Source organism: Mesorhizobium sp. PAMC28654 (genome assembly GCF_020616515.1).
GTDB lineage: Bacteria > Pseudomonadota > Alphaproteobacteria > Rhizobiales > Rhizobiaceae > Mesorhizobium.
The window spans coordinates 29,786-48,868 of sequence record NZ_CP085135.1 but is presented as its reverse complement, the minus strand read 5'-3'; the positions used below and the strand labels follow the sequence as shown (position 1 = coordinate 48,868).

The following is a 19,083-nucleotide window of genomic DNA, read 5'->3' as shown; positions in this document are numbered from 1 at the left end:
TCGGCTCAGATCAGCCGCGCCGAAGCCCACAGAACTCCGTCGCCGTGGATGGCGAACACCGCCAGCAGCGCCGCCGCCATGGCGAAGCGATCAAAGGTGCGGATTGGCTTCAGCTCATGGCGTGGTTTCACGCCGCTGCGCATCGTCAGCAGGCTGAGGATCGCGAAGACAGCGCCGGCCGCCAGCAGGAAGCTGGACGACAAGCCGGCTCGTGATGCCAGCGCCAGAAAGGCGGACAGCAGCGAAAACGACGCCAGCGCCAGCACAACCGGGCCTGGACAGATCTGGCGCAGCACCTGCCCGCCGTCGAACTTCCACACCGGCACCAGATTGGCGATGTTGAACAGCGCCGAACAGCCGGCAAGCGTCGCCAACAAGGCTGCCGCGAGTCGGTGGCCCTCGCCGCCGGCAAAGATGCTGGCGGCCATCAGCAACGGCACCAGGAAGGCGGAAAAGCCCGCGCCCATCAACGCCACGAACGCCACCTCGAAACGGCTGTCATAGGGCCGCCCGCCAATGGCGATGCCGCCCAGCAGCGGGATGAAGATCATCCGGGCCTTGCGATGTCCCGTCAACCGGAACGCCGCCATGTGGCCGAGCTCGTGCAGGGCGACCACCGATGTCAGAATCGCGGCCAGCGCCAGGCCGCCAAGGTTCAATCCGAAGAACGGCCACAGGATGAGTGCCGAAAGAATGGCGAACCCGACCTGGCTGAGCGGATGCTCGAACCAGCCACCCTTGCGATATGTACCGGTCCTGGCCCAGATCTCCAACTTGCCAAGCTCACGGCGCATGGCGAAGTAGCGGAAAACCAGAAAGGCCATGCCGCGGTAACGATCGGTCTGGCTGAGAATCACGCGCGTCGCGGCGCCTTCGGAGACCAACTCAGTGGTTTCGCGATAATCCGCCCAGAAGGACGGATCCAGCGCCGTGTCTTCGATAACACGCATCGAGAAGCGGCTGTACTCCTCCACCTCCTCGAGCATGATCTTGCGCTCGATGGGTTGGCCGTCGCGACCCTCCCAGGAAAGCCTTGTCCGGACCATGCCGCCATCACCCAGCGATTCGGCGGAAAGGATCTCGCCGGACCAGCCGGCGTCGCTCCCAAGCGGCCACAGCGCCTGCCAGAGGCGTTGCCGGTCCATCTTCACCAGGCGGCTGATCCTGACCGTGCGCAAACCGAGCGGCGCGGTCATCAGCAGAAAAATCAGCCCGAGATTGGCGGCCACGAGAATGGCCGTGACGATGGGCGACACCTGGCGCTACTCCCTGTCTTCAGGGCACCCTAGCGTCACGGCGGCAAGAAAGGCTTAACAGCGCAGCCTCCTCGCCCGCCTGAAACATCAGCGACAAGGCGCTGTCCCTCACATCGCTCCGATCCACATCGCCATGGAAATCAGAAACGCACTCATGCACACCAGAGACACAACATCCTGAACAAGATCGGTCATAACGCTCTCCTGTTGTCGCTATGTTTCCAATTTGTTCTAATTTTGTTCTAAAGTCAACGGACGGAATCCGGGCACATCCAGAATCGCGGGCCATCAAACCGGCAGGGTTAAGAAACGGTTGATGGGGTGCATGAACACACCGCTTATCCATCGACCGGACGCGGATACACCTCCCGAGGGGGAACTCATCGGCCCGCCAGCACGCGGGAATCAGATCAGGTGAAGCCGGAGCGAGACCTGCGTTAACAGCGGAGGGTGGCAGATGGAGAGTGGCAGCAGGAGCAGGCCGTCACCCGACTACGAGCAGGCCTAAAGCGGCACAACCTTGCCGTCGGCGAGCGTAACACGGCGGTCCATGCGCGATGCCAGGTCGTGGTTGTGGGTGGCGATCACCGCCGCAAGGCCCGATTGCTTGACCAGCGCACCCAGCGCCTCGAACACATACAAGGCAGTGACGGGGTCGAGATTGCCTGTCGGCTCATCGGCAAACAGAACCAGCGGCGCATTGGCAACCGCGCGCGCGATGGCGACGCGCTGTTGCTCGCCGCCGGACAATTCGGACGGGCGGTGCAGCGCGCGTTTGCCGATCTGCATATAGTCGAGCAGTTGCGCCGCGCGCTCGGAGGCTTCCTTGCGCGACAGCCCCTTGATCAGCTGCGGCATCATGATATTTTCGAGCGCCGAGAATTCCGGCAGCAGATGATGGAACTGGTAGACGAAACCAATATCGTTGCGGCGGATCGCGGTGCGCTCATCGTCGGAAAGACGCCCGCAGGCGCGACCATCGAGAATGACGTCGCCGGCATCGGGTCGCTCCAGCAAGCCGGCGGTGTGCAGTAACGTCGACTTGCCGGTGCCGGATGGCGCCACCAGCGCCACCATCTCCCCGCGCTTCAGCGAAAAATCGACGCCGTTGAGAATGGTGAGCTTGCGCGGCCCCTGGACATAGTGCCGCTCGACGCTCTTCAACTCGATAATGGCCTCGGCCATCATTCGTACCTCAGCGCTTCGACGGGATCGAGCCTGGCCGCGCGCCACGCCGGAAACAGGGTTGCCAGGAACGACAGCACCAGCGCCATGATCACCACCGAGATCGTCTCTCTGGCGTCCATGCGGGCGGGCAACTGGCTCAGGAAATAGAGCTCCGGATTGAACAGCACCGTGCCCGAGACCCAGGAAAAGAATTCGCGGATCCGTTCGATGTTGAGGCAGATGACGACGCCAAGCAGAACGCCGGCGATGGTGCCGACCACGCCGATGGCGGCACCCGTCATCAGGAAGATGCGCAGGATTGCTCCTCGCGAAGCGCCCATCGTCCTCAGGATGGCGATGTCGTGCCCCTTGTCCTTCACCAGCATGATCAGGCCGGAAATGATGTTTAGGGCGGCCACCAGCACGATCAGCGTCAGGATCATGAACATCACATTGCGCTCAACCTGGAGCGCGGAGAAGAACGTCTGGTTGCGCTCGCGCCAGTCGGTCAGGAAGACCGGCCGCTGTGCCGCCTCTTCCACCTTCGGTTTCAGTGCGTCGACATCGTCGGGATTGTCGACATAGATCTCGATCGTCTGTGCCTGCCCCTCCATGTTGAAATAGAGCTGCGCTTCCGGAAACGGCATGTAGACGATGGAACTGTCATACTCGGACATGCCGACTTCGAAGATGGCGCTGACCTTGTAGCCCTTCATGCGCGGCGTGGTGCCCAGCGGCGTCACATCGCCGTTGGGCGAAATCAGCGTGATGGTGTCGCCGAGCACAAGGCCGAGGTTCTCGGCCATGCGGCTGCCTATGGCGACACCCTCGCCCGCGTCGAAATTGGCGATCGTGCCTTGCTTGATATTGCTGGCGACGATCGAGATCTTGCTGAGATCTTCACCTCGTATGCCACGCACCAGCGCGCCGGCGCCGCCGCCGACGCTGCCTTGCGCCAGCACCTGTCCGTCAATCAGCGGGATGGCATATTTGATACCGGACACGCCGTTGATGCGGCCGGCGACCTGCGCATAGTCTTCCAGCGGCGTGTCGATCGGCTGCACGATCAGATGGCCGTTGACGCCAAGGATGCGCGTCAGGAGTTCGGCGCGAAACCCGTTCATGACCGCCATGACGACGATCAGCGTGGCCACGCCTAGCATGATGCCGAGGAAGGAGATCGAGGCGATCACCGAAATCACCGTCTCCTTGCGCCGCGAGCGCAAATAGCGCCAAGCCACCATGCGCTCGAAAACGGAAAAAGGGCCGGCGCCCGCTGATCTCGCTACCGCGGCCTCGCTCATGCGGCGCCACCGAAGCGCTTCTTCGCTTCCGCCATCGGCAGCGTCTCGCGCTCACCTGTCTTGCGGTTCTTGATCTCGACCTCGCCCGCGGCCACGCCGCGCGGCCCGACAATCACCTGCCAGGGCAGGCCGATCAGGTCGGCGGTGGCGAACTTGCCGCCCGGCCGCTGGTCGGTATCGTCGTAGAGCACGTCCTTGCCGGCAGCGACGAAGGCCGCATGAAGCTCGCCGCAGACGCGGTCGCATTCGGCGTCGCCCACCTTCATGTTGATCAGGCCGATATCGAAGGGCGCGACAGCCTCGGGCCAGATGATGCCGTTGTCGTCATGGCTGGCCTCGATGATCGCCGCGACGAGCCGCGACGGCCCGATGCCGTAGGAACCTCCCGACACGAAGTGATCCTTGCCGTCAGGCCCGGTCACCTTGGCGCCCATCGGCTTGGAATATTTGTCGCCGAAATGGAAGATATGGCCGACCTCGATGCCGCGCGCCGAGACGCGGTCGTCCGTCGCGACCTTCTCCCACGCCGCCTCGTCATGCATCTCGTCGGTGGCGGCGTAGGGCGTCGTCCATGTCTTGACGATGTCGGCGATCTCGGCGTCATCGGAAAAGTTGGTGTCCGCGCCCGGCACCGGCAGCGCAAGATACTCGCGCTCGCAATAGACCTGGCTCTCGCCGGTGTCGGCAAGGATGATGAATTCATGGCTGAGGTCGCCACCGATGGGGCCGGTATCCGCCCGCATCGGAATCGCCTGCAGGCCCATGCGCGTGAACGTGCGCAGATAGGACACGAACATGCGGTTGTACGCGGCCCTGGCACCCTCGAAGTTGAGATCGAATGAATAGGCGTCCTTCATCAGGAATTCGCGTGAGCGCATCACGCCGAAGCGGGGCCGCACTTCGTCGCGGAATTTCCATTGGATGTGGTAGAGGTTGAGCGGCAGGTCCTTGTAGGACTTCACATAGGCGCGCACGATCTCGGTGACCACTTCCTCATTGGTCGGACCGTAAAGCATGTCGCGGTCCTGCCGGTCCTTGATGCGCAGCATCTCCTTGCCGTAATCGTCATAGCGGCCGCTTTCGCGCCACAGATCGGCGGACTGAATCGTCGGCATCAGGATTTCGAGCGCGCCGGCGCGGTCCTGCTCCTCGCGGATGATCTGGCAGACCTTGTCCAGTACGCGCTTGCCCAGTGGCAGCCAGGAAAAACTGCCTTGCCCCTGCTGGCGGATCATGCCGGCACGCAGCATCAGCCGGTGCGAGACGATTTCGGCCTCGCGAGGATTTTCTTTGAGGATGGGCAGGAAATAGCGCGACAAACGCATGGACTGGTCCGTGAGTGAGGGGACCGCGCAGGAATCGCGCGGCACTGGCTTGCTTGCCCCGGCTTCATAGCCATTTCATGGCCGGATGGAAACCCGGCCCGCCGCATCGGCCCGAATTCGGAAATCGATCGCCGCGCCGCTCGATGTGCAACTTCAGCGTGCCGGGGTATCCCTTGCGCCTCAGACGAACGCGGCGCTCTCGGTGAACAATAGTACCCCCAGACTGCTTACTGTTCTATTTGCAAGCAAAGGCTGCCGCACTATTGTGCAGTGCAGCACGAGATTGCCCGTTTCAGGGCAAAATTCTACGTGACATTTTCATCTGCGTTAGGCTAGTGTGCCCCGATAACCGAGAGGGCAGAGAAAAATCTGCTCTCCTACGCGGTCAAAGTCTTGGGAGGATGCGATCTAGGCGCGGTTACTCGCTGCCACCGGAAACCGGAAACAGATCGGACGCGTTTAAATTGCAAGGCCTTGTGCCTTGCATTTTTTTTGTGCAAACATCTGGTTAGCGCCAAGAGCTCTCAAACCGCCTGACCTTGCGTCAGCATGAGGCTCGCCAAGCCGGTAATTCAACCGGACTGACGTATTATCACCCCAGGCACAAGCTAGGCGGCTTCGCCGACGAACCTATTTTGCAGGTGCCAACGGCGCTTCCGGAATGATGTGGGGGATCTCGTCGAGACTGTACCCCAGTCCGTGCGTCAGGCCATAGAAAATGCCCATGACAACCGCCGTCACGAGGGTGGTGCGGATGATGGCGCGCAGCATATGCGGCCCGCGCGGCGCGCTGGGAACCGTGCCCAGCGTCACGTCCTGGTCGTCGTCCTGCGTCCTGACGCTGAACGGCAGCACGGCGAACAGAACAACCCACCAGGTCGCGAAGAACAGCGCGGTGAACGAAACCCAGCTCATGATTGTTCCAGTTCGATCAGAGTGCCGAAGAAATCCTTGGGGTGCAGGAACAGCACCGGCTTGCCATGCGCACCTAGCTTCGGGTTCCCGTCACCCAGCACGCGCGCGCCCGCAGCCTTGAGCTGGTCACGAGCAGCCAGGATGTCCTCCACTTCGTAACACAAATGATGCATGCCGCCCGAAGGGTTCTTCTCGAGAAAAGCCGCGATCGGCGAGCCCTCGCCCAAAGGCTCCAGCAATTCGATCTTGGTGTTGCCGACATCGATAAACACCACGGTGACGCCATGCTCGGTCAACGGCTGGGGCTCGCCCACGCGTGCGCCGATCGTGTCGCGATAGGCGGCAACAGCGGCAGTCAGGTCCGGCACGGCAAGCGCGACATGGTTCAGGCGTCCGAGCATAGGGTGCTCCGAAAATCAGGGGAGTAGGACAATAGGGCGGTACGGCAATAGGGAAAACGGGCTGAAGGTCGAGCGCGACGCTGCTTGCTCTTCCCTATTGCCTTACTGCCCTACTCCCATATTGCCCTAATCGTCACCGTGTGACGAACACTGTCACCAGCGGCTTCTTGCCCCAGGCTTCGTTGGCAGCGCCTCGCACGGCGCGGCGCACTGCCTCCTGCACCAGGTCGAGGTCTTTTCGGCGCTGACGGGGAATGGAGTCCACCGCGCCGACCGCCGCATCGATCATCAGGTCTTCCAGCGTCTCGCCGCGGCCGTCGGCCTCGGCGACACCGATAGCGACCAGATCGGGGTCGCCGGCCAGCTCATACTTGTCGTCGAGCACGACATTGACGGCGACGTGGCCGGCAAAGGACAGCTTGCGCCTATCGCGAATGCCCATGGCCTGGTCGGTGCCGATCAGCCTGCCGTCCTTGTAGACGCGGCCGAACGGCACCTGGTCGATAATGGTGGCGGCGCCCGGGGCAAGCCGCAGCATGTCGCCGTCGCGCACCTGCGCCACCTGGCCGATGCCGGACATCGACATCAGCGATCCCTGCGCCACCAGATGCGCTGCCTCGCCATGGACGGGGACGCCGATCCGCGGGCGCACCCATTCATACATCTTGCGCAATTCGCTGCGGCGCGGATGGCCGGAAACATGCACCAGCGCATCGCCATCCTCGATGATCTTGATGCCGAGGTCGATGAGCCGGTTCTTGATCTCGAGGATCGCCTTCTCGTTGCCGGGAATGGTGCGCGAGGAAAACACCACGGTGTCGCCGGCCGTCAGCGACACGGATTTCATCTCTTCGCGCGACAGTTTGGCTAGTGCGGCCAGCGGCTCGCCCTGGCTGCCTGTGCAGATGATGACCAGGTTCTCGCGCGGGATGAAGCCGTAGTCCTCCTCGCCGATGAATTCCGGCAGGCCGTCCATGTAGCCGAGTTCGCCGGCCACATCGATGACGCGCTTCAGGGAGCGCCCCAGCACCAGGCACTGGCGGCCGGCATCGCGAGCCGCCCTGGCGATGGAAACGATACGTCCGACATTGGAGGAGAACGTGGTGACCGCGACGCGGCCCTTGGCGCTCTGGATGACGCCCTTGAGGCCTTCTCCAACGGCCACTTCGGAAGGAGACTCCCCTTCCCGCAGCGCATTGGTCGAATCGCAGATCAGCGCCAAGACACCCTTGTCGCCATACGCGCGAAAACGCGCCTCGTCGGTCTTGGGTCCAATCGTCGGTTCCGGATCGATCTTCCAGTCGCCGGTGTGGATGACGGTGCCGAGCGGCGTGGTGATGGCCAGCGACATTGGTTCCGGGATCGAATGCGCGACGGGAATAGCCTCGATCTGGAACGGGCCGACGGTGAATGTCTCGCCCGCCTTGTAGATCGTCACCGGGATTTTTGGCGCGCCCTGCTCGCCCTGCCGTTTTGCTTCCAGCAAGCCGGCGCTGAATGGCGTCATCCAGACCGGCGCCTTCAGCTTCGGCCAGGTGTCGAGCAGCGCACCGTAATGGTCTTCATGCGCGTGGGTGATGATGATGCCGCGCAGATTGGCGAGGTTCTCCTCGATGAAGCGCGTGTCGGGCAGCACCAGGTCGACGCCGGGCAGGCTGGCATCGGGAAAGGTGACGCCGACATCGATAACAATCCATTCGCGCGCATTAGCCGGACCGTAGCCATAGAGCGCGAAGTTCATGCCGATCTCGCCGACGCCGCCGAGCGGTACGAAGACGAGTTCAGCGTTTTCCGCTTTCGCCATGATATTCCCTTCCTGGCCGGTCAAGCCAAGCCCATCAAACCAAGCCCGTCAAACACGGGCAGACGCTACCGCGCCGAAATGGACGTCGCCGGCGGCGATCGTCACAACCGAACCTTCATCGTCGCGGATCACGAAACGGCAATCCTCGTCAATGGTTTCAAATGTACCGCGCACCACATTACCGTCAATTCTGACAGCAACCTGCCCGCCAAGCCCCGCGGCACGCTTCAGCCAGCGCTGTCTGATGACGGCAAGCCCGCGTCCGTCATTCCACAGCCGGGCATTCTCGCTCCAGGCATCCGACAGCGCCAGAAACAGCGTTTCCGCATCGCAGGTCGCCCCCAATGCGCCAAGCGATGTCGCCGGATAAGGCAGATCGTTGGGAAAAGCCACAACATTGACGCCGATGCCGACCGCAACGCCGAAACGGCCGCCTTCCAGCACCGTCGATTCCAGCAGTATGCCGGCAAGCTTGGCGCCGGAGGCCAACACGTCGTTCGGCCATTTCAGCTCGAAGCGGTTTCGGCCTTCGCTGCCGCCGTCGAGCCCGATGGCGATCCGGCCCTTCGGCACGACAGCATCCAATGCATCGGAGAGCGCCAGGCCGGCGACAAAGCCGAGCGTCGCGGCGAGGCGAAGCTCCGCCTTGGTGATGACAAGCAGCGTCGCCGCCAGATTTCCCTCGGGCGACAACCATGCACGGCCTCGCCGGCCACGCCCGCTTTCCTGCTTCTTGGAAACGACCCACAAATTGCCGGGGTCACCCGCCCTTGCATGGTCCAGCGCCACCGCATTGGTGGAGCCGACGCTATCATGCGCCTCGAGCCGGAACCCTTCCGACGCCGAGGTTGGAGCCAGCCGAAATGCCATGCCGTCTAGAAGAAAGTCTTGGCGGCGGCTTCGGCGTAGGTCGCGATCGGACCGCCGATCAGCACATAGAACAGCACGAAGGCGCCGGAGACGCCGAGCACGAGGCGCAGCTCAACGGCCATCGGCACGAAACCGCCAACCGGCTCATCGAACCACATGATCTTGATGATGCGTAGATAGTAATAGGCGCCCACCACGGAAGCCAGAACGCCGATGATCGCCAGCGCGTAGAGATGGGCGTTGATGGCGGCGAGGAAGACATACCACTTCCCCCAGAACCCGGCGAGCGGCGGGATGCCGGCCAGCGAGAACATCAGGATGGTGAGGACGGTGGCCATGATCGGGTTGGTCGACGACAGGCCAGCCAGATCGCTGATCCGCTCGACATTGCCTTCCTTGCGCCGCATGGCGAGGATGAAGGCGAAGGTGCCCAGGGTCATCACCAGATAGATCAGCATGTAGATGGCAACGCCGCGCACGCCGTCCTGGCTGTTGGCGGCAAGACCGACCAGTGCGTAGCCCATATGGCCAATGGACGAATAAGCCATCAGCCGCTTGATGTTGGTCTGGCCGATCGCCGCGAAGGCGCCGAGCACCATCGAAGCGATCGAGATGAAGACGATGATCTGCTGCCAGTCGGAGGCGATCGGCTTGAATGCACCCATGGTGACGCGCACCAAGAGCGCCATCGCCGCCATCTTCGGTGCCGCCGCCAGGAAAGCCGTTACCGGGGTCGGCGCGCCTTCATAGACGTCGGGCGTCCACATATGGAACGGCACCGCCGAGATCTTGAAGGCAAGGCCGGCCAGCACGAAGACCAGGCCAAAGACGAGGCCAAGCTGGCGCTCGCCGCTGCCCAGTGCCGAGGCGATTTCCTGGAAGCCGGTGTTGCCGGTGTAGCCGTAGACCAGGCTGATGCCATAGAGCAGCATGCCCGATGACAGCGCGCCAAGGACGAAATACTTCAAGCCGGCTTCGGTCGAGCGCAGATTGTCGCGATTGATCGCGGCCAGCACATAGATCGCCAGCGACTGCAGTTCGAGGCCGAGATAGAGCCCGATCATGCTATTGGCCGAGATCATCAGCATCATGCCGAGCGTGCACAGAAGGATCAGCACCGGGTATTCGAACTTGTCGAAATGCTCGGCCTTGGCAAAGCGCAACGACATGACCAGCGTCACCGCCGAGCCGACCAGCGCCAGCACCTTCATGAAGCGGGCGAAGGAATCCTGGATGAAGGCGCCGCCATAGGCATTGCCATGCCCGGTGGAGAAGATCATCCATCCGCCGGCGATCACCAGCACGATGACAGCAAGGCCGGTCACCAGCGTGCTGGTGTTTCGGCGCGAATAGGCACCGACCATCAAGAGCACGAGGGCGCCGATGGCAAGGATGAGCTCTGGCGTCGAGAGCGACAGGCTGGAGATAAGGTCCGGCGTCATGGTTCGCAAAACCCCTGGTCAGTTCGCCGCCGCGGTCTGCGCGGTGCCGATGGATGCGGTGACATTGGTGACGAGCGCTTTGACCGATTGGGCCGTCGCGTCGAAGACGGGTGCCGGATAGACGCCGAAGAATATGATCAGCACGACCAGCGGGTAGATGATCACCTTCTCGCGCAACGACAGGTCGAGCAGGCCCTTCAGGCTGTCCTTGGTCAGCGCGCCGAAGATCACCCGGCGGTAGAGCCAGAGCGCGTAGGCGGCCGACAGGATGACACCGGTGGCGGCGAAGAACGCCACCCAGGTGTTGACCTTGAACACGCCGAGCATGGTCAGGAACTCGCCGACGAAGCCGCTGGTGCCGGGCAGACCGACATTGGCCATGGTGAAGATCAGGAACACGGTGGCGTATTTCGGCATGTTGTTGACCAAGCCGCCATAGGCGTCAATCTCGCGTGTGTGCATGCGGTCATAGATGACGCCGACGCAGAGGAAGAGCGCGCCGGAAACAAGGCCGTGGCTGAGCATCTGGAAGATCGAGCCCTGGATGCCTTCCTGGTTCATCGCGAAGATGCCCATGGTGACGAAGCCCATGTGCGCGACCGACGAATAGGCGATCAGCTTCTTCATGTCAGCCTGCATAAGCGCCACCAGCGAGGTGTAGATGATGGCAACGACAGAGAGCGTGAACACCAGTGGCGCGAACATCTCGGACGCCAGCGGGAACATCGGCAGCGAGAAGCGCAGGAAGCCGTACCCGCCCATCTTCAAGAGGATGCCGGCCAGGATGACCGAACCCGCCGTTGGCGCCTCGACGTGTGCATCGGGCAGCCAGGTGTGCACCGGCCACATCGGCATCTTCACCGCGAAGGAGGCGAAGAAGGCCAGCCATAGCCATGTCTGCATGTTGGCCGGGAAGCTGTGCGTCAGCAGCGTCGGGATGTCGGTGGTGCCGGACTGGTAGAACATCGCCATGATGGCGAGCAGCATCAGAACCGAGCCGGCCAGCGTATAGAGGAAGAACTTGAACGAGGCGTAGACGCGCCGCTTGCCACCCCAGACACCGATGATGATGAACATCGGGATCAGGCCGGCTTCGAAGAAGACGTAGAACAGCACGATGTCCAGCGCGCAGAACACGCCGATCATCAGCGTTTCAAGCAGCAGGAAGGCGATCATGTAGGCCTTGACGCGCTTCTCGATCGATTCCCACGACGCCAGGATGCAGAGCGGCATCAGGAAGGTGGTGAGGATGACGAACAGCATCGAAATGCCGTCGACGCCCACATGGTAGGAGATGCCGGAATCGAGCCAGGCAGCCTTCTCGACGAACTGGAAGCCGGCCTGCGAATTGTCGAAGCCGGTCCAGATGAACAGCGAGATCAGGAAGGTGAACGTCGTCGTCAACAGCGCGATGGCGCGGATGTTGCGGCGTGCGTTCTCGCTGTCATCGTTGATGAACAGGATAAGCAGCACACCAACCAGCGGCAGGAAGGTGACCAGCGAGAGAATGGGCCAGGCGGTCATCAGAGCATCATCCAGGTGACGAGTGCGGCAACGCCGATCAGCATGGCGAAGGCATAGTGATAGAGGTAACCGGTCTGCAGCTTGACGACCCGGTTGGTGACGTCGACGACGCGCGCCGAAATACCGTCGGGACCGAGACCGTCGATGATCGTGCCGTCACCGGTCTTCCACAGGAAGGTGCCGAGGCGCTTCGCCGGCCGCACGAACAGGAAGTCGTAGAGTTCGTCGAAGTACCACTTGTTGAGCAGGAAGGCGTAGAGCCCGCGATGCTGTGCTGCGAGGTTCTTCGGCATTTCCGGCGAGCGGATGTAGAATTTCCAGGCCAGCGCGAAGCCGATGACCATGGCGATGAAGGGCGACAGCTCGACCCACAGCGGCAGTTCGTGGATCTCGTGCAGGATATGGTTGTCCGGCAGCGTGAACAGCGACGCCTTCCAGAACTCGGCATAGCCTTCGCCGATGAAGGCGCCGTGGAAGATGATGCCCGCAAACAGCGCGCCGGCGGCCAGGATGAACAGCGGAACCAGCATGACCGGCGGCGATTCATGGACGTGGTGCATGACATCATGGCTCGCCCTCGGCTTGCCGTGGAAGGTCATGAAGATCAGGCGCCAGGAGTAGAAGGAGGTAAAGCAGGCGGCGATGACCAGCAGCACGAATGCCAGGCCAGCGACAGAATTGTGCCCGGCAAAGGCGCTCTCGACGATCGCGTCCTTGGAGAAGAAGCCGGCGGTGCCGATGACGGTCACCGGTATGCCAACGCCCGTCAGGGCCAGCGTGCCGATCACCATCATCCAGTAGGTGGTGGGGATCAGCTTCCTGAGTCCGCCCATCTTGCGCATGTCCTGCTCGTCGGAGACGGCATGGATCACCGAGCCCGATCCGAGGAACAGCAGCGCCTTGAAGAAGGCGTGCGTGAACAGATGGAAGATCGCGGCACCGTAGGCGCCGACGCCCAGCGCCACGAACATGTAGCCGAGCTGCGAGCAGGTCGAATAGGCGATGACGCGCTTGATGTCATTCTGGACGAGACCAACCGTCGCCGCGAAGAAGGCGGTGAAGGCGCCAATGAAGGTGACGACCGTCAGTGCCGAATGCGACAGTTCGAACAGCGGCGACAGGCGCGCCAGCATGAACACGCCGGCCGTCACCATGGTGGCGGCATGGATCAGCGCGGAGACCGGCGTCGGGCCTTCCATGGCGTCTGGCAGCCAGGTGTGCAGCGGCACCTGCGCCGACTTGCCCATGGCGCCCATGAACAGGAGCAGGCAGACGACGGTCATAGCCGCCTGCTTGTCCAGCGAATAGCCAAGGAAGGTCAGCACGGCGGCACCTTGCGGAGCGCCCTCGGCCGGAATGTAGGTCGCGGCATTGGCGAAGATGGTGCCGAGATTGACCGAGCCGAACAGCACGAATACGCCGAAGATGCCGAGCGCGAAGCCGAAATCGCCGACGCGGTTGACGACGAAGGCCTTGATGGCGGCGGCATTGGCCGACGGCTTCTTGTACCAGAAGCCGATCAGCAGGTAGGAGGCGAGGCCCACCCCTTCCCAGCCGAAGAACATCTGCACCAGATTGTCCGCCGTCACCAGCATCAGCATGGCGAAGGTAAACAGCGACAGATAGGCAAAGAAGCGCGGCCGGTTCGGGTCGTGGTGCATGTAGCCGATCGAATAGATGTGGACCAGCGCCGACACCGTGTTGACCACCACCAGCATCACCACCGTCAGCGTGTCGATGCGCAGCGCCCAGGAGGCCTCAAGCCCGCCCGACTGGATCCAGCGCAGCACCGGCACGGTGAACACTTCGCCATGACCGAAGCCGACGGTGAAGAAGGCAACCCATGACAGCACGGCCGCGATCACCAGGAAGCCCGAGGTGATGTATTCGGATGCCTTGGCGCCGAGCGAATTGCCGAACAGGCCGACGACCAGGAAGCCAAGCAGGGGTAGGAAGACGATCGCTTGATACATAATAGCCCCGTCAGCCCTTCATCATGTTCACGTCTTCGACCGCGATCGAGCCGCGGTTGCGGAAGAAGACGACGAGAATCGCAAGTCCGATGGCGGCTTCAGCCGCCGCGACCGTCAGCACGAACAGTGCGAACACCTGGCCGACCAGATCGCCGAGCACGGCCGAGAAGGCGACGAAATTGATGTTGACCGCCAGCAGGATCAGCTCGATCGACATCAGGATGACGATGATGTTCTTGCGGTTCAGGAAGATGCCGAACACGCCCAGCGTGAACAGGATCGCCGATACGGTGAGGTAGTGCGCGATGCCGACGACCATCTCAGAGTCCCTCGCCTGTCTTGACCTTGCGGATTTCCATTCCAGTGGCCGGCGTGCGGCCGACCTGGGCTGCGATCGACTGCCGCTTGACGCCTTGCTTGTGGCGCAGCGTCAGCACGATGGCGCCGATCATGGCCACCAGCAGGATGAGCCCCGAGACCTGGAAGTAGTAGAGGTAGTCCGTATAGAGAATGTCGCCGAGCGCCGCGGTGTTCGTTCGCGTCGCGAGATCCGGGATGGGCTTGGATACGGTCGCGGCCAGCTTCGGCGCGAATGTATAACCACCGAGCACGACGATCAGTTCCGCCGCCAGGATCAGCCCGACCAGCGCGCCGATCGGCGCGTATTGCAGGGCGCCCTCTTTCATTTCAGCGAAGTCGACGTCGAGCATCATGACGACGAACAGGAACAGCACCATCACCGCGCCGACATAGACGACGATCAGGATCAGCGCCAGGAACTCGGCCCCGGTCAGCATGAACAGGCCGGCGGCGTTGAAGAAGGTCAGGATCAGGAACAGCACCGAATGCACGGGGTTGCGCGATGAAATGACCATGAACGCCGACGCCACCGCGACAAAGGCGAAGAGGTAGAAAAAGGCCGCCTCTAGTCCACTCAGCATGGGGTTCCCCCGGGTTCCTGTCCGGACTGGCTCACGCCTGTCCGTATCTGTGGCTTCGTTCCGCCTCCGGTGCCGAAGCCGCGTTGTCCTAGCCCATGTTCCGATCGGGTTGAAAGGCCCGACCGAAAGAAACATGGGCAACTTAGAAGTTCATGAGGATGATCTTGCCCGAAACACTCCGGATCATCCTGCGGAAGAGGCCCCTGCCCCGTCCATCCGTCCAATATCAGCGATACGGCGAGTCCAGCGAGATGTTGCGCGCCAGTTCGCGCTCCCACCGGTCGCCATTCGCCAGCAGCCTGTCCTTGTCGTAGTAAAGTTCCTCGCGCGTCTCCGTCGCGAATTCGAAATTAGGCCCCTCGACGATGGCGTCGACCGGGCAGGCTTCCTGGCAGAAGCCGCAATAGATGCACTTCACCATGTCGATGTCGTAGCGCACGGTGCGGCGCGTGCCGTCATTGCGGCGCGGGCCGGCCTCGATGGTGATGGCCTGCGCCGGACAGATCGCCTCGCACAGCTTGCAGGCGATGCAGCGTTCCTCGCCATTGGGATAACGGCGCAGCGCGTGCTCGCCACGGAAGCGCGGGCTGGTTGGCCCCTTCTCGTGCGGATAGTTGATCGTCTCCTTCGGTGCGAAGAACTGGCGCATCGAGAGGAAGAAGGCGCTGACGAAATCCTGCAGCAGCAGCGATTTTGCGGCCTGGGAAAGAGCGGACATCACGCAAACCCCGTGATCTTGAGGAAGGCGGCGGTGGCGACCACCATGAACAGCGAGATCGGCAGGAACACCTTCCAGCCGAGACGCATCAGCTGGTCGTAGCGGTAGCGCGGCACGAATGCCTTCACCATCGAGATGCCGAAGAACACGAAACAGACCTTCAGCACGAACCAGATGACGCCGGGCACCCAGGTGAAAGGCGCGAAGTCGAACGGAGGCAGCCAGCCGCCAAGAAACAGGATGGTCGCCAGCGCGCACATCAGCACGATCGCGACATATTCGCCGAGGAAGAACAGCAGGAACGGCGTCGACGAATATTCGACCATGTGGCCCGCGACCAGCTCCGATTCGGCCTCGACAAGGTCGAAGGGCGGACGGTTCGTCTCGGCCAGCGCCGAGATGAAGAAGATGATGAACATCGGGAACAGGCACAGCCAGTTCCAGTCGAGGAACGTGTTGGGCAGCCCAAGCCGCGTGCCAATTCCATTATGCTGCGACAGCACGATATCGGTCAGGTTGAGCGAGCCGGCGGTGAGCAGCACCGTGACGATGACGAAGCCGATCGAGACTTCGTACGACACCATCTGGGCCGCGGAGCGCAGCGCACCGAGGAACGGATATTTCGAGTTGGACGCCCAGCCGCCCATGATCACGCCATAGACCTCGAGCGAGGAGATGGCGAAGACATAGAGGATGCCGACATTGACGTTGGCGACAGCCCAGCCCTCGTTGACCGGGATCACCGCCCAGGCCGAAATCGCCAGCACCGCCGACACCAGCGGCGCCAGCAGGAAGACGCCCTTGTTGGCGCCAGACGGGATGATCGGCTCCTTGAAGACGAACTTCAACAGGTCGGCGAACGCCTGCAGCGTGCCCCAGGGGCCGACGACGTTCGGGCCACGGCGCAACTGCACCGCCGCCCAGATCTTGCGGTCGGCATAGAGGATGTAAGCAACGAAGATCAAAAGCACGACGATCAGCACGACCGACTTCAACAGGATGATCAGCGCCGGCAGCACGTAGAAGGAGAAGAAGGTTTCCATGCTTATTCCGCCGCCTGCTTGAAGCCGCTCTTGGCCAGTGCCGAGCATTCCGCCATCACGGCGGACGCCCGTGCTATCGGGTTTGTCAGGTAGAAGTCTTTCACCGGCGAAGTGAACGTACCCTTGTTCAACCGCCCACCGAGCTTCGCCACCTTGGCGATATCGTCGGCATTGCCGGCCGCGACCTGATCGATGCGGGCAAGATGCGGGTATTCGCCATAGAGTTTCGCGCGCAGCTGCGGCAGCGAATCGAAGGGCAGTTTCTTGCCCAGCACATCCGACAACGCTCTCAGAATTGCCCAATCCTCACGCGCGTCGCCCGGCGCGAAGCCGGCGCGGTTGGTCTGCTGCACGCGTCCCTCGGTGTTGACATAGGTGCCCGACTTTTCGGTGTAGGCAGCCGCCGGCAGGATGACATTGGCGCGGTGCGCACCCTGATCGCCATGCGTGCCGATATAGACGACGAACGCTCCACCAGTCTTGGCCATGTCGATCTCGTCGGCGCCGAGCAGGAACAGGACTTCCGTCTCGCCCAGCATGCCGGCAACGTTCTTGCCGCCCTCGCCTGGCACGAAGCCCAGATCGAGGCCACCGACGCGGCCGGCCGCATTGTGCAGCACGGCAAAGCCGTTCCATTCGGCTCGGGAAGCATTGACGGCTGCGGCGAGTTTCGCCGCCTGGCCGAGCACGGCCGCGCCATCGGCGCGCGCCAGAGCGCCCTGGCCGATGATGATCAGTGGATGCGTTGCCTTCTTCAGAATCTGGAAGAACTTGCCATTGCCGTCAGCCAGGTCCTTCAGTGAATCCGGCCCGGCGCCCAGTTGTTCATAGTCATAGCGCGTATCGCCGATCTCGCCGATGACGCCGACCGGCAGATTGCCGATCCGCCAGCGCTTGCGGATGCGGGCATTGAGCACCGAGGCTTCGAAGCGCGGGTTGGCGCCGATGATCAGCACCGCGTCGGCCTGCTCGATGCCTTCGATGGTCGGATTGAAGATGTAGCTGGCACGGCCGAGCGACGGATCGAGTGCGGCGCCATCCTGGCGGCAATCGGTGTTCTTCGACCCGAGCGCAGCCATCAGCAGCTTCAGCGCGTAGATTTCCTCGACGGCGGCGAGATCGCCGGCAATGGCGCCGATCTTGTCGGGTGCTGCCTTCGACACCGCGTCCTTGATTGCCGTGAACGCCTCGGCCCAGCTCGCCGGAACCAGCTTGCCGTCCTTGCGCACATAGGGGCGGTCGAGGCGCTGCGTGCGCAATCCGTCCCAGATGAAGCGGGTCTTGTCGGAAATCCATTCCTCGTTCACCGCCTCGTTGACGCGCGGCAGGATGCGCATCACTTCGCGGCCACGGCTATCGATGCGGATCGCCGAGCCGACAGCGTCCATCACGTCGATGGATTCGGTCTTGGTCAGCTCCCACGGCCGCGCCTGGAAGGCGAAGGGCTTCGAGGTCAGCGCGCCGACCGGGCAAAGGTCGATGACATTGCCCTGCAGTTCGGAAGTCATCGCGCTTTCGAGATAGGTGGTGATCTCGGCGTCCTCGCCACGACCAATCAGGCCGAGTTCGGAAATGCCGGCGACCTCGGTGGTGAAGCGGACGCAGCGCGTGCAGTGGATGCAGCGGTTCATCACCGTCTTGACCAGCGGTCCGATATACTTGTCTTCGACCGCGCGCTTGTTCTCGTGATAGCGCGAGGAATCGACGCCGAACGCCATCGCCTGGTCCTGCAGGTCGCATTCACCGCCCTGGTCGCAGATCGGGCAATCCAGCGGATGGTTGATCAGCAGGAATTCCATCACGCCTTCGCGGGCCTTCTTGACCATCGGCGTGTTGGTGAAGATTTCCGGCGGCTCGCCGTTCGGACCGGGACGCAGGTCGCGCACGCCCATGGCGCAGGAAGCCTGCGGCTTGGGAGGCCCGCCCTTCACCTCGATCAGGCACATGCGGCAGTTGCCGGCGATCGACAGCCGTTCATGGAAGCAGAAGCGCGGCACTTCCGCGCCCGCGTCTTCCGCCGCCTGCAGCAACGTGTAGTGGTCGGGTACAGTGATTTCTTTCCCGTCGACCTTGAGCTTTGCCATCAATTGCCCCCGGCGGTTTTCGCCGTCTCATATGCTTTTAACAGATCGCCGAGGCTGATGCCGTTGATCATCATGCCGGCGATCTCAGCGTTTTCTATCTTCACGTTGCTCATGTTCACATTGGTGAAATGCGCGTTCGAGAGGTTTACGTCTTCCAACTTGGCGTTGGTCAAATTGGCGCGCAGGATGGTGGACACCGACAGGTTCACATTGTGAAACCGCGTGTTCGACATGTTCACGTCGTCAAAGCTCGAATTGCTGACGATCGCACTGCGCACATCGAGAACATCGCGTCTGTCGTGAAGCTCCATCCCTG

At 62.3% G+C, this 19,083-nt stretch carries 17 protein-coding genes; all 17 read right to left on the bottom strand.

The window, feature by feature from the left end:
• Positions 1-5: 5 nt before the first annotated feature.
• Complete coding sequence (locus LGH82_RS00230) at positions 6-1,256, bottom strand: site-2 protease family protein (protein WP_227346777.1); 1,251 nt, start codon at positions 1,254-1,256, stop codon at positions 6-8.
• A gap of 504 nt (positions 1,257-1,760) precedes the next feature.
• On the bottom strand, positions 1,761-2,444 hold the full coding sequence (locus LGH82_RS00225; protein ID WP_227346776.1) for an ABC transporter ATP-binding protein: 684 nt from the start codon (positions 2,442-2,444) through the stop codon (positions 1,761-1,763).
• On the bottom strand, positions 2,441-3,727 hold the full coding sequence (locus tag LGH82_RS00220) for a lipoprotein-releasing ABC transporter permease subunit (RefSeq protein ID WP_227346775.1): 1,287 nt from the start codon (positions 3,725-3,727) through the stop codon (positions 2,441-2,443). Before LGH82_RS00220 ends, LGH82_RS00225 begins: the two co-directional genes overlap by 4 nt.
• On the bottom strand, positions 3,724-5,052 hold the full coding sequence (gene proS, locus LGH82_RS00215) for a proline--tRNA ligase (protein ID WP_227346774.1): 1,329 nt from the start codon (positions 5,050-5,052) through the stop codon (positions 3,724-3,726). The genes LGH82_RS00220 and proS overlap by 4 nt, the downstream gene beginning before the upstream one ends.
• Before the next feature lie 630 nt (positions 5,053-5,682).
• On the bottom strand, positions 5,683-5,967 hold the full coding sequence (locus LGH82_RS00210; protein ID WP_227346773.1) for a DUF1467 family protein: 285 nt from the start codon (positions 5,965-5,967) through the stop codon (positions 5,683-5,685).
• On the bottom strand, positions 5,964-6,368 hold the full coding sequence (mce, locus tag LGH82_RS00205) for a methylmalonyl-CoA epimerase (protein WP_227346772.1): 405 nt from the start codon (positions 6,366-6,368) through the stop codon (positions 5,964-5,966). Before mce ends, LGH82_RS00210 begins: the two co-directional genes overlap by 4 nt.
• Before the next feature lie 133 nt (positions 6,369-6,501).
• Complete coding sequence (locus tag LGH82_RS00200) at positions 6,502-8,172, bottom strand: ribonuclease J (protein ID WP_227346771.1); 1,671 nt, start codon at positions 8,170-8,172, stop codon at positions 6,502-6,504.
• A 48-nt stretch (positions 8,173-8,220) separates the two neighbouring features.
• Positions 8,221-9,042, bottom strand: a complete 822-nt coding sequence (locus tag LGH82_RS00195) for a biotin--[acetyl-CoA-carboxylase] ligase (protein WP_227346770.1) — start codon at positions 9,040-9,042, stop codon at positions 8,221-8,223.
• Between the two features lie 5 nt (positions 9,043-9,047).
• Positions 9,048-10,484 (bottom strand): NADH-quinone oxidoreductase subunit NuoN, encoded by a 1,437-nt coding sequence (gene nuoN / locus LGH82_RS00190; RefSeq protein ID WP_227346769.1) that lies wholly within the window; start codon positions 10,482-10,484, stop codon positions 9,048-9,050.
• A gap of 18 nt (positions 10,485-10,502) precedes the next feature.
• Entirely contained in the window at positions 10,503-12,008 is a 1,506-nt protein-coding gene (locus LGH82_RS00185; protein WP_227346768.1) for an NADH-quinone oxidoreductase subunit M, read from the bottom strand.
• Positions 12,008-13,981 (bottom strand): NADH-quinone oxidoreductase subunit L, encoded by a 1,974-nt coding sequence (gene nuoL, locus LGH82_RS00180; RefSeq protein ID WP_227346767.1) that lies wholly within the window; start codon positions 13,979-13,981, stop codon positions 12,008-12,010. Before nuoL ends, LGH82_RS00185 begins: the two co-directional genes overlap by 1 nt.
• A 10-nt stretch (positions 13,982-13,991) precedes the next feature.
• Positions 13,992-14,300: an NADH-quinone oxidoreductase subunit NuoK gene (nuoK, locus tag LGH82_RS00175; protein ID WP_227346766.1), complete on the bottom strand. Its 309-nt coding sequence runs from the start codon at positions 14,298-14,300 to the stop codon at positions 13,992-13,994.
• A 1-nt stretch (position 14,301) separates the two neighbouring features.
• Positions 14,302-14,922: an NADH-quinone oxidoreductase subunit J gene (locus LGH82_RS00170; RefSeq protein ID WP_227346765.1), complete on the bottom strand. Its 621-nt coding sequence runs from the start codon at positions 14,920-14,922 to the stop codon at positions 14,302-14,304.
• Positions 14,923-15,148: 226 nt separating this feature from the next.
• Positions 15,149-15,640 (bottom strand): NADH-quinone oxidoreductase subunit NuoI, encoded by a 492-nt coding sequence (gene nuoI / locus LGH82_RS00165; protein WP_013531098.1) that lies wholly within the window; start codon positions 15,638-15,640, stop codon positions 15,149-15,151.
• Positions 15,640-16,683 carry an NADH-quinone oxidoreductase subunit NuoH gene (nuoH, locus tag LGH82_RS00160; protein ID WP_227346764.1) on the bottom strand — a complete coding sequence of 348 codons (1,044 nt, stop codon included), beginning with the start codon at positions 16,681-16,683 and terminating at the stop codon, positions 15,640-15,642. The genes nuoI and nuoH overlap by 1 nt, the downstream gene beginning before the upstream one ends.
• 2 nt (positions 16,684-16,685) lie before the next feature.
• Entirely contained in the window at positions 16,686-18,767 is a 2,082-nt protein-coding gene (nuoG, locus tag LGH82_RS00155; RefSeq protein WP_227346763.1) for an NADH-quinone oxidoreductase subunit NuoG, read from the bottom strand.
• Positions 18,767-19,078 carry a pentapeptide repeat-containing protein gene (locus LGH82_RS00150; RefSeq protein WP_227346762.1) on the bottom strand — a complete coding sequence of 104 codons (312 nt, stop codon included), beginning with the start codon at positions 19,076-19,078 and terminating at the stop codon, positions 18,767-18,769. The genes nuoG and LGH82_RS00150 overlap by 1 nt, the downstream gene beginning before the upstream one ends.
• Positions 19,079-19,083 lie beyond the last annotated feature (5 nt).

What these genes read in the sequence shown, in the direction of transcription:
- LGH82_RS00225 (WP_227346776.1), bottom strand. Translation starts at nt 2,444, where the DNA reads ATGATGGCCGAGGCCATTATCGAGTTGAAGAGCGTCGAGCGGCACTAT.
- LGH82_RS00220 (WP_227346775.1), bottom strand. Translation starts at nt 3,727, where the DNA reads ATGAGCGAGGCCGCGGTAGCGAGATCAGCGGGCGCCGGCCCTTTTTCC.
- proS (WP_227346774.1), bottom strand. Translation starts at nt 5,052, where the DNA reads ATGCGTTTGTCGCGCTATTTCCTGCCCATCCTCAAAGAAAATCCTCGC.
- LGH82_RS00210 (WP_227346773.1), bottom strand. Translation starts at nt 5,967, where the DNA reads ATGAGCTGGGTTTCGTTCACCGCGCTGTTCTTCGCGACCTGGTGGGTT.
- mce (WP_227346772.1), bottom strand. Translation starts at nt 6,368, where the DNA reads ATGCTCGGACGCCTGAACCATGTCGCGCTTGCCGTGCCGGACCTGACT.
- LGH82_RS00200 (WP_227346771.1), bottom strand. Translation starts at nt 8,172, where the DNA reads ATGGCGAAAGCGGAAAACGCTGAACTCGTCTTCGTACCGCTCGGCGGC.
- LGH82_RS00195 (WP_227346770.1), bottom strand. Translation starts at nt 9,042, where the DNA reads ATGGCATTTCGGCTGGCTCCAACCTCGGCGTCGGAAGGGTTCCGGCTC.
- nuoN (WP_227346769.1), bottom strand. Translation starts at nt 10,484, where the DNA reads ATGACGCCGGACCTTATCTCCAGCCTGTCGCTCTCGACGCCAGAGCTC.
- LGH82_RS00185 (WP_227346768.1), bottom strand. Translation starts at nt 12,008, where the DNA reads ATGACCGCCTGGCCCATTCTCTCGCTGGTCACCTTCCTGCCGCTGGTT.
- nuoL (WP_227346767.1), bottom strand. Translation starts at nt 13,981, where the DNA reads ATGTATCAAGCGATCGTCTTCCTACCCCTGCTTGGCTTCCTGGTCGTC.
- nuoK (WP_227346766.1), bottom strand. Translation starts at nt 14,300, where the DNA reads ATGGTCGTCGGCATCGCGCACTACCTCACCGTATCGGCGATCCTGTTC.
- LGH82_RS00170 (WP_227346765.1), bottom strand. Translation starts at nt 14,922, where the DNA reads ATGCTGAGTGGACTAGAGGCGGCCTTTTTCTACCTCTTCGCCTTTGTC.
- nuoI (WP_013531098.1), bottom strand. Translation starts at nt 15,640, where the DNA reads ATGTCCGCTCTTTCCCAGGCCGCAAAATCGCTGCTGCTGCAGGATTTC.
- nuoH (WP_227346764.1), bottom strand. Translation starts at nt 16,683, where the DNA reads ATGGAAACCTTCTTCTCCTTCTACGTGCTGCCGGCGCTGATCATCCTG.
- nuoG (WP_227346763.1), bottom strand. Translation starts at nt 18,767, where the DNA reads ATGGCAAAGCTCAAGGTCGACGGGAAAGAAATCACTGTACCCGACCAC.
- LGH82_RS00150 (WP_227346762.1), bottom strand. Translation starts at nt 19,078, where the DNA reads ATGGAGCTTCACGACAGACGCGATGTTCTCGATGTGCGCAGTGCGATC.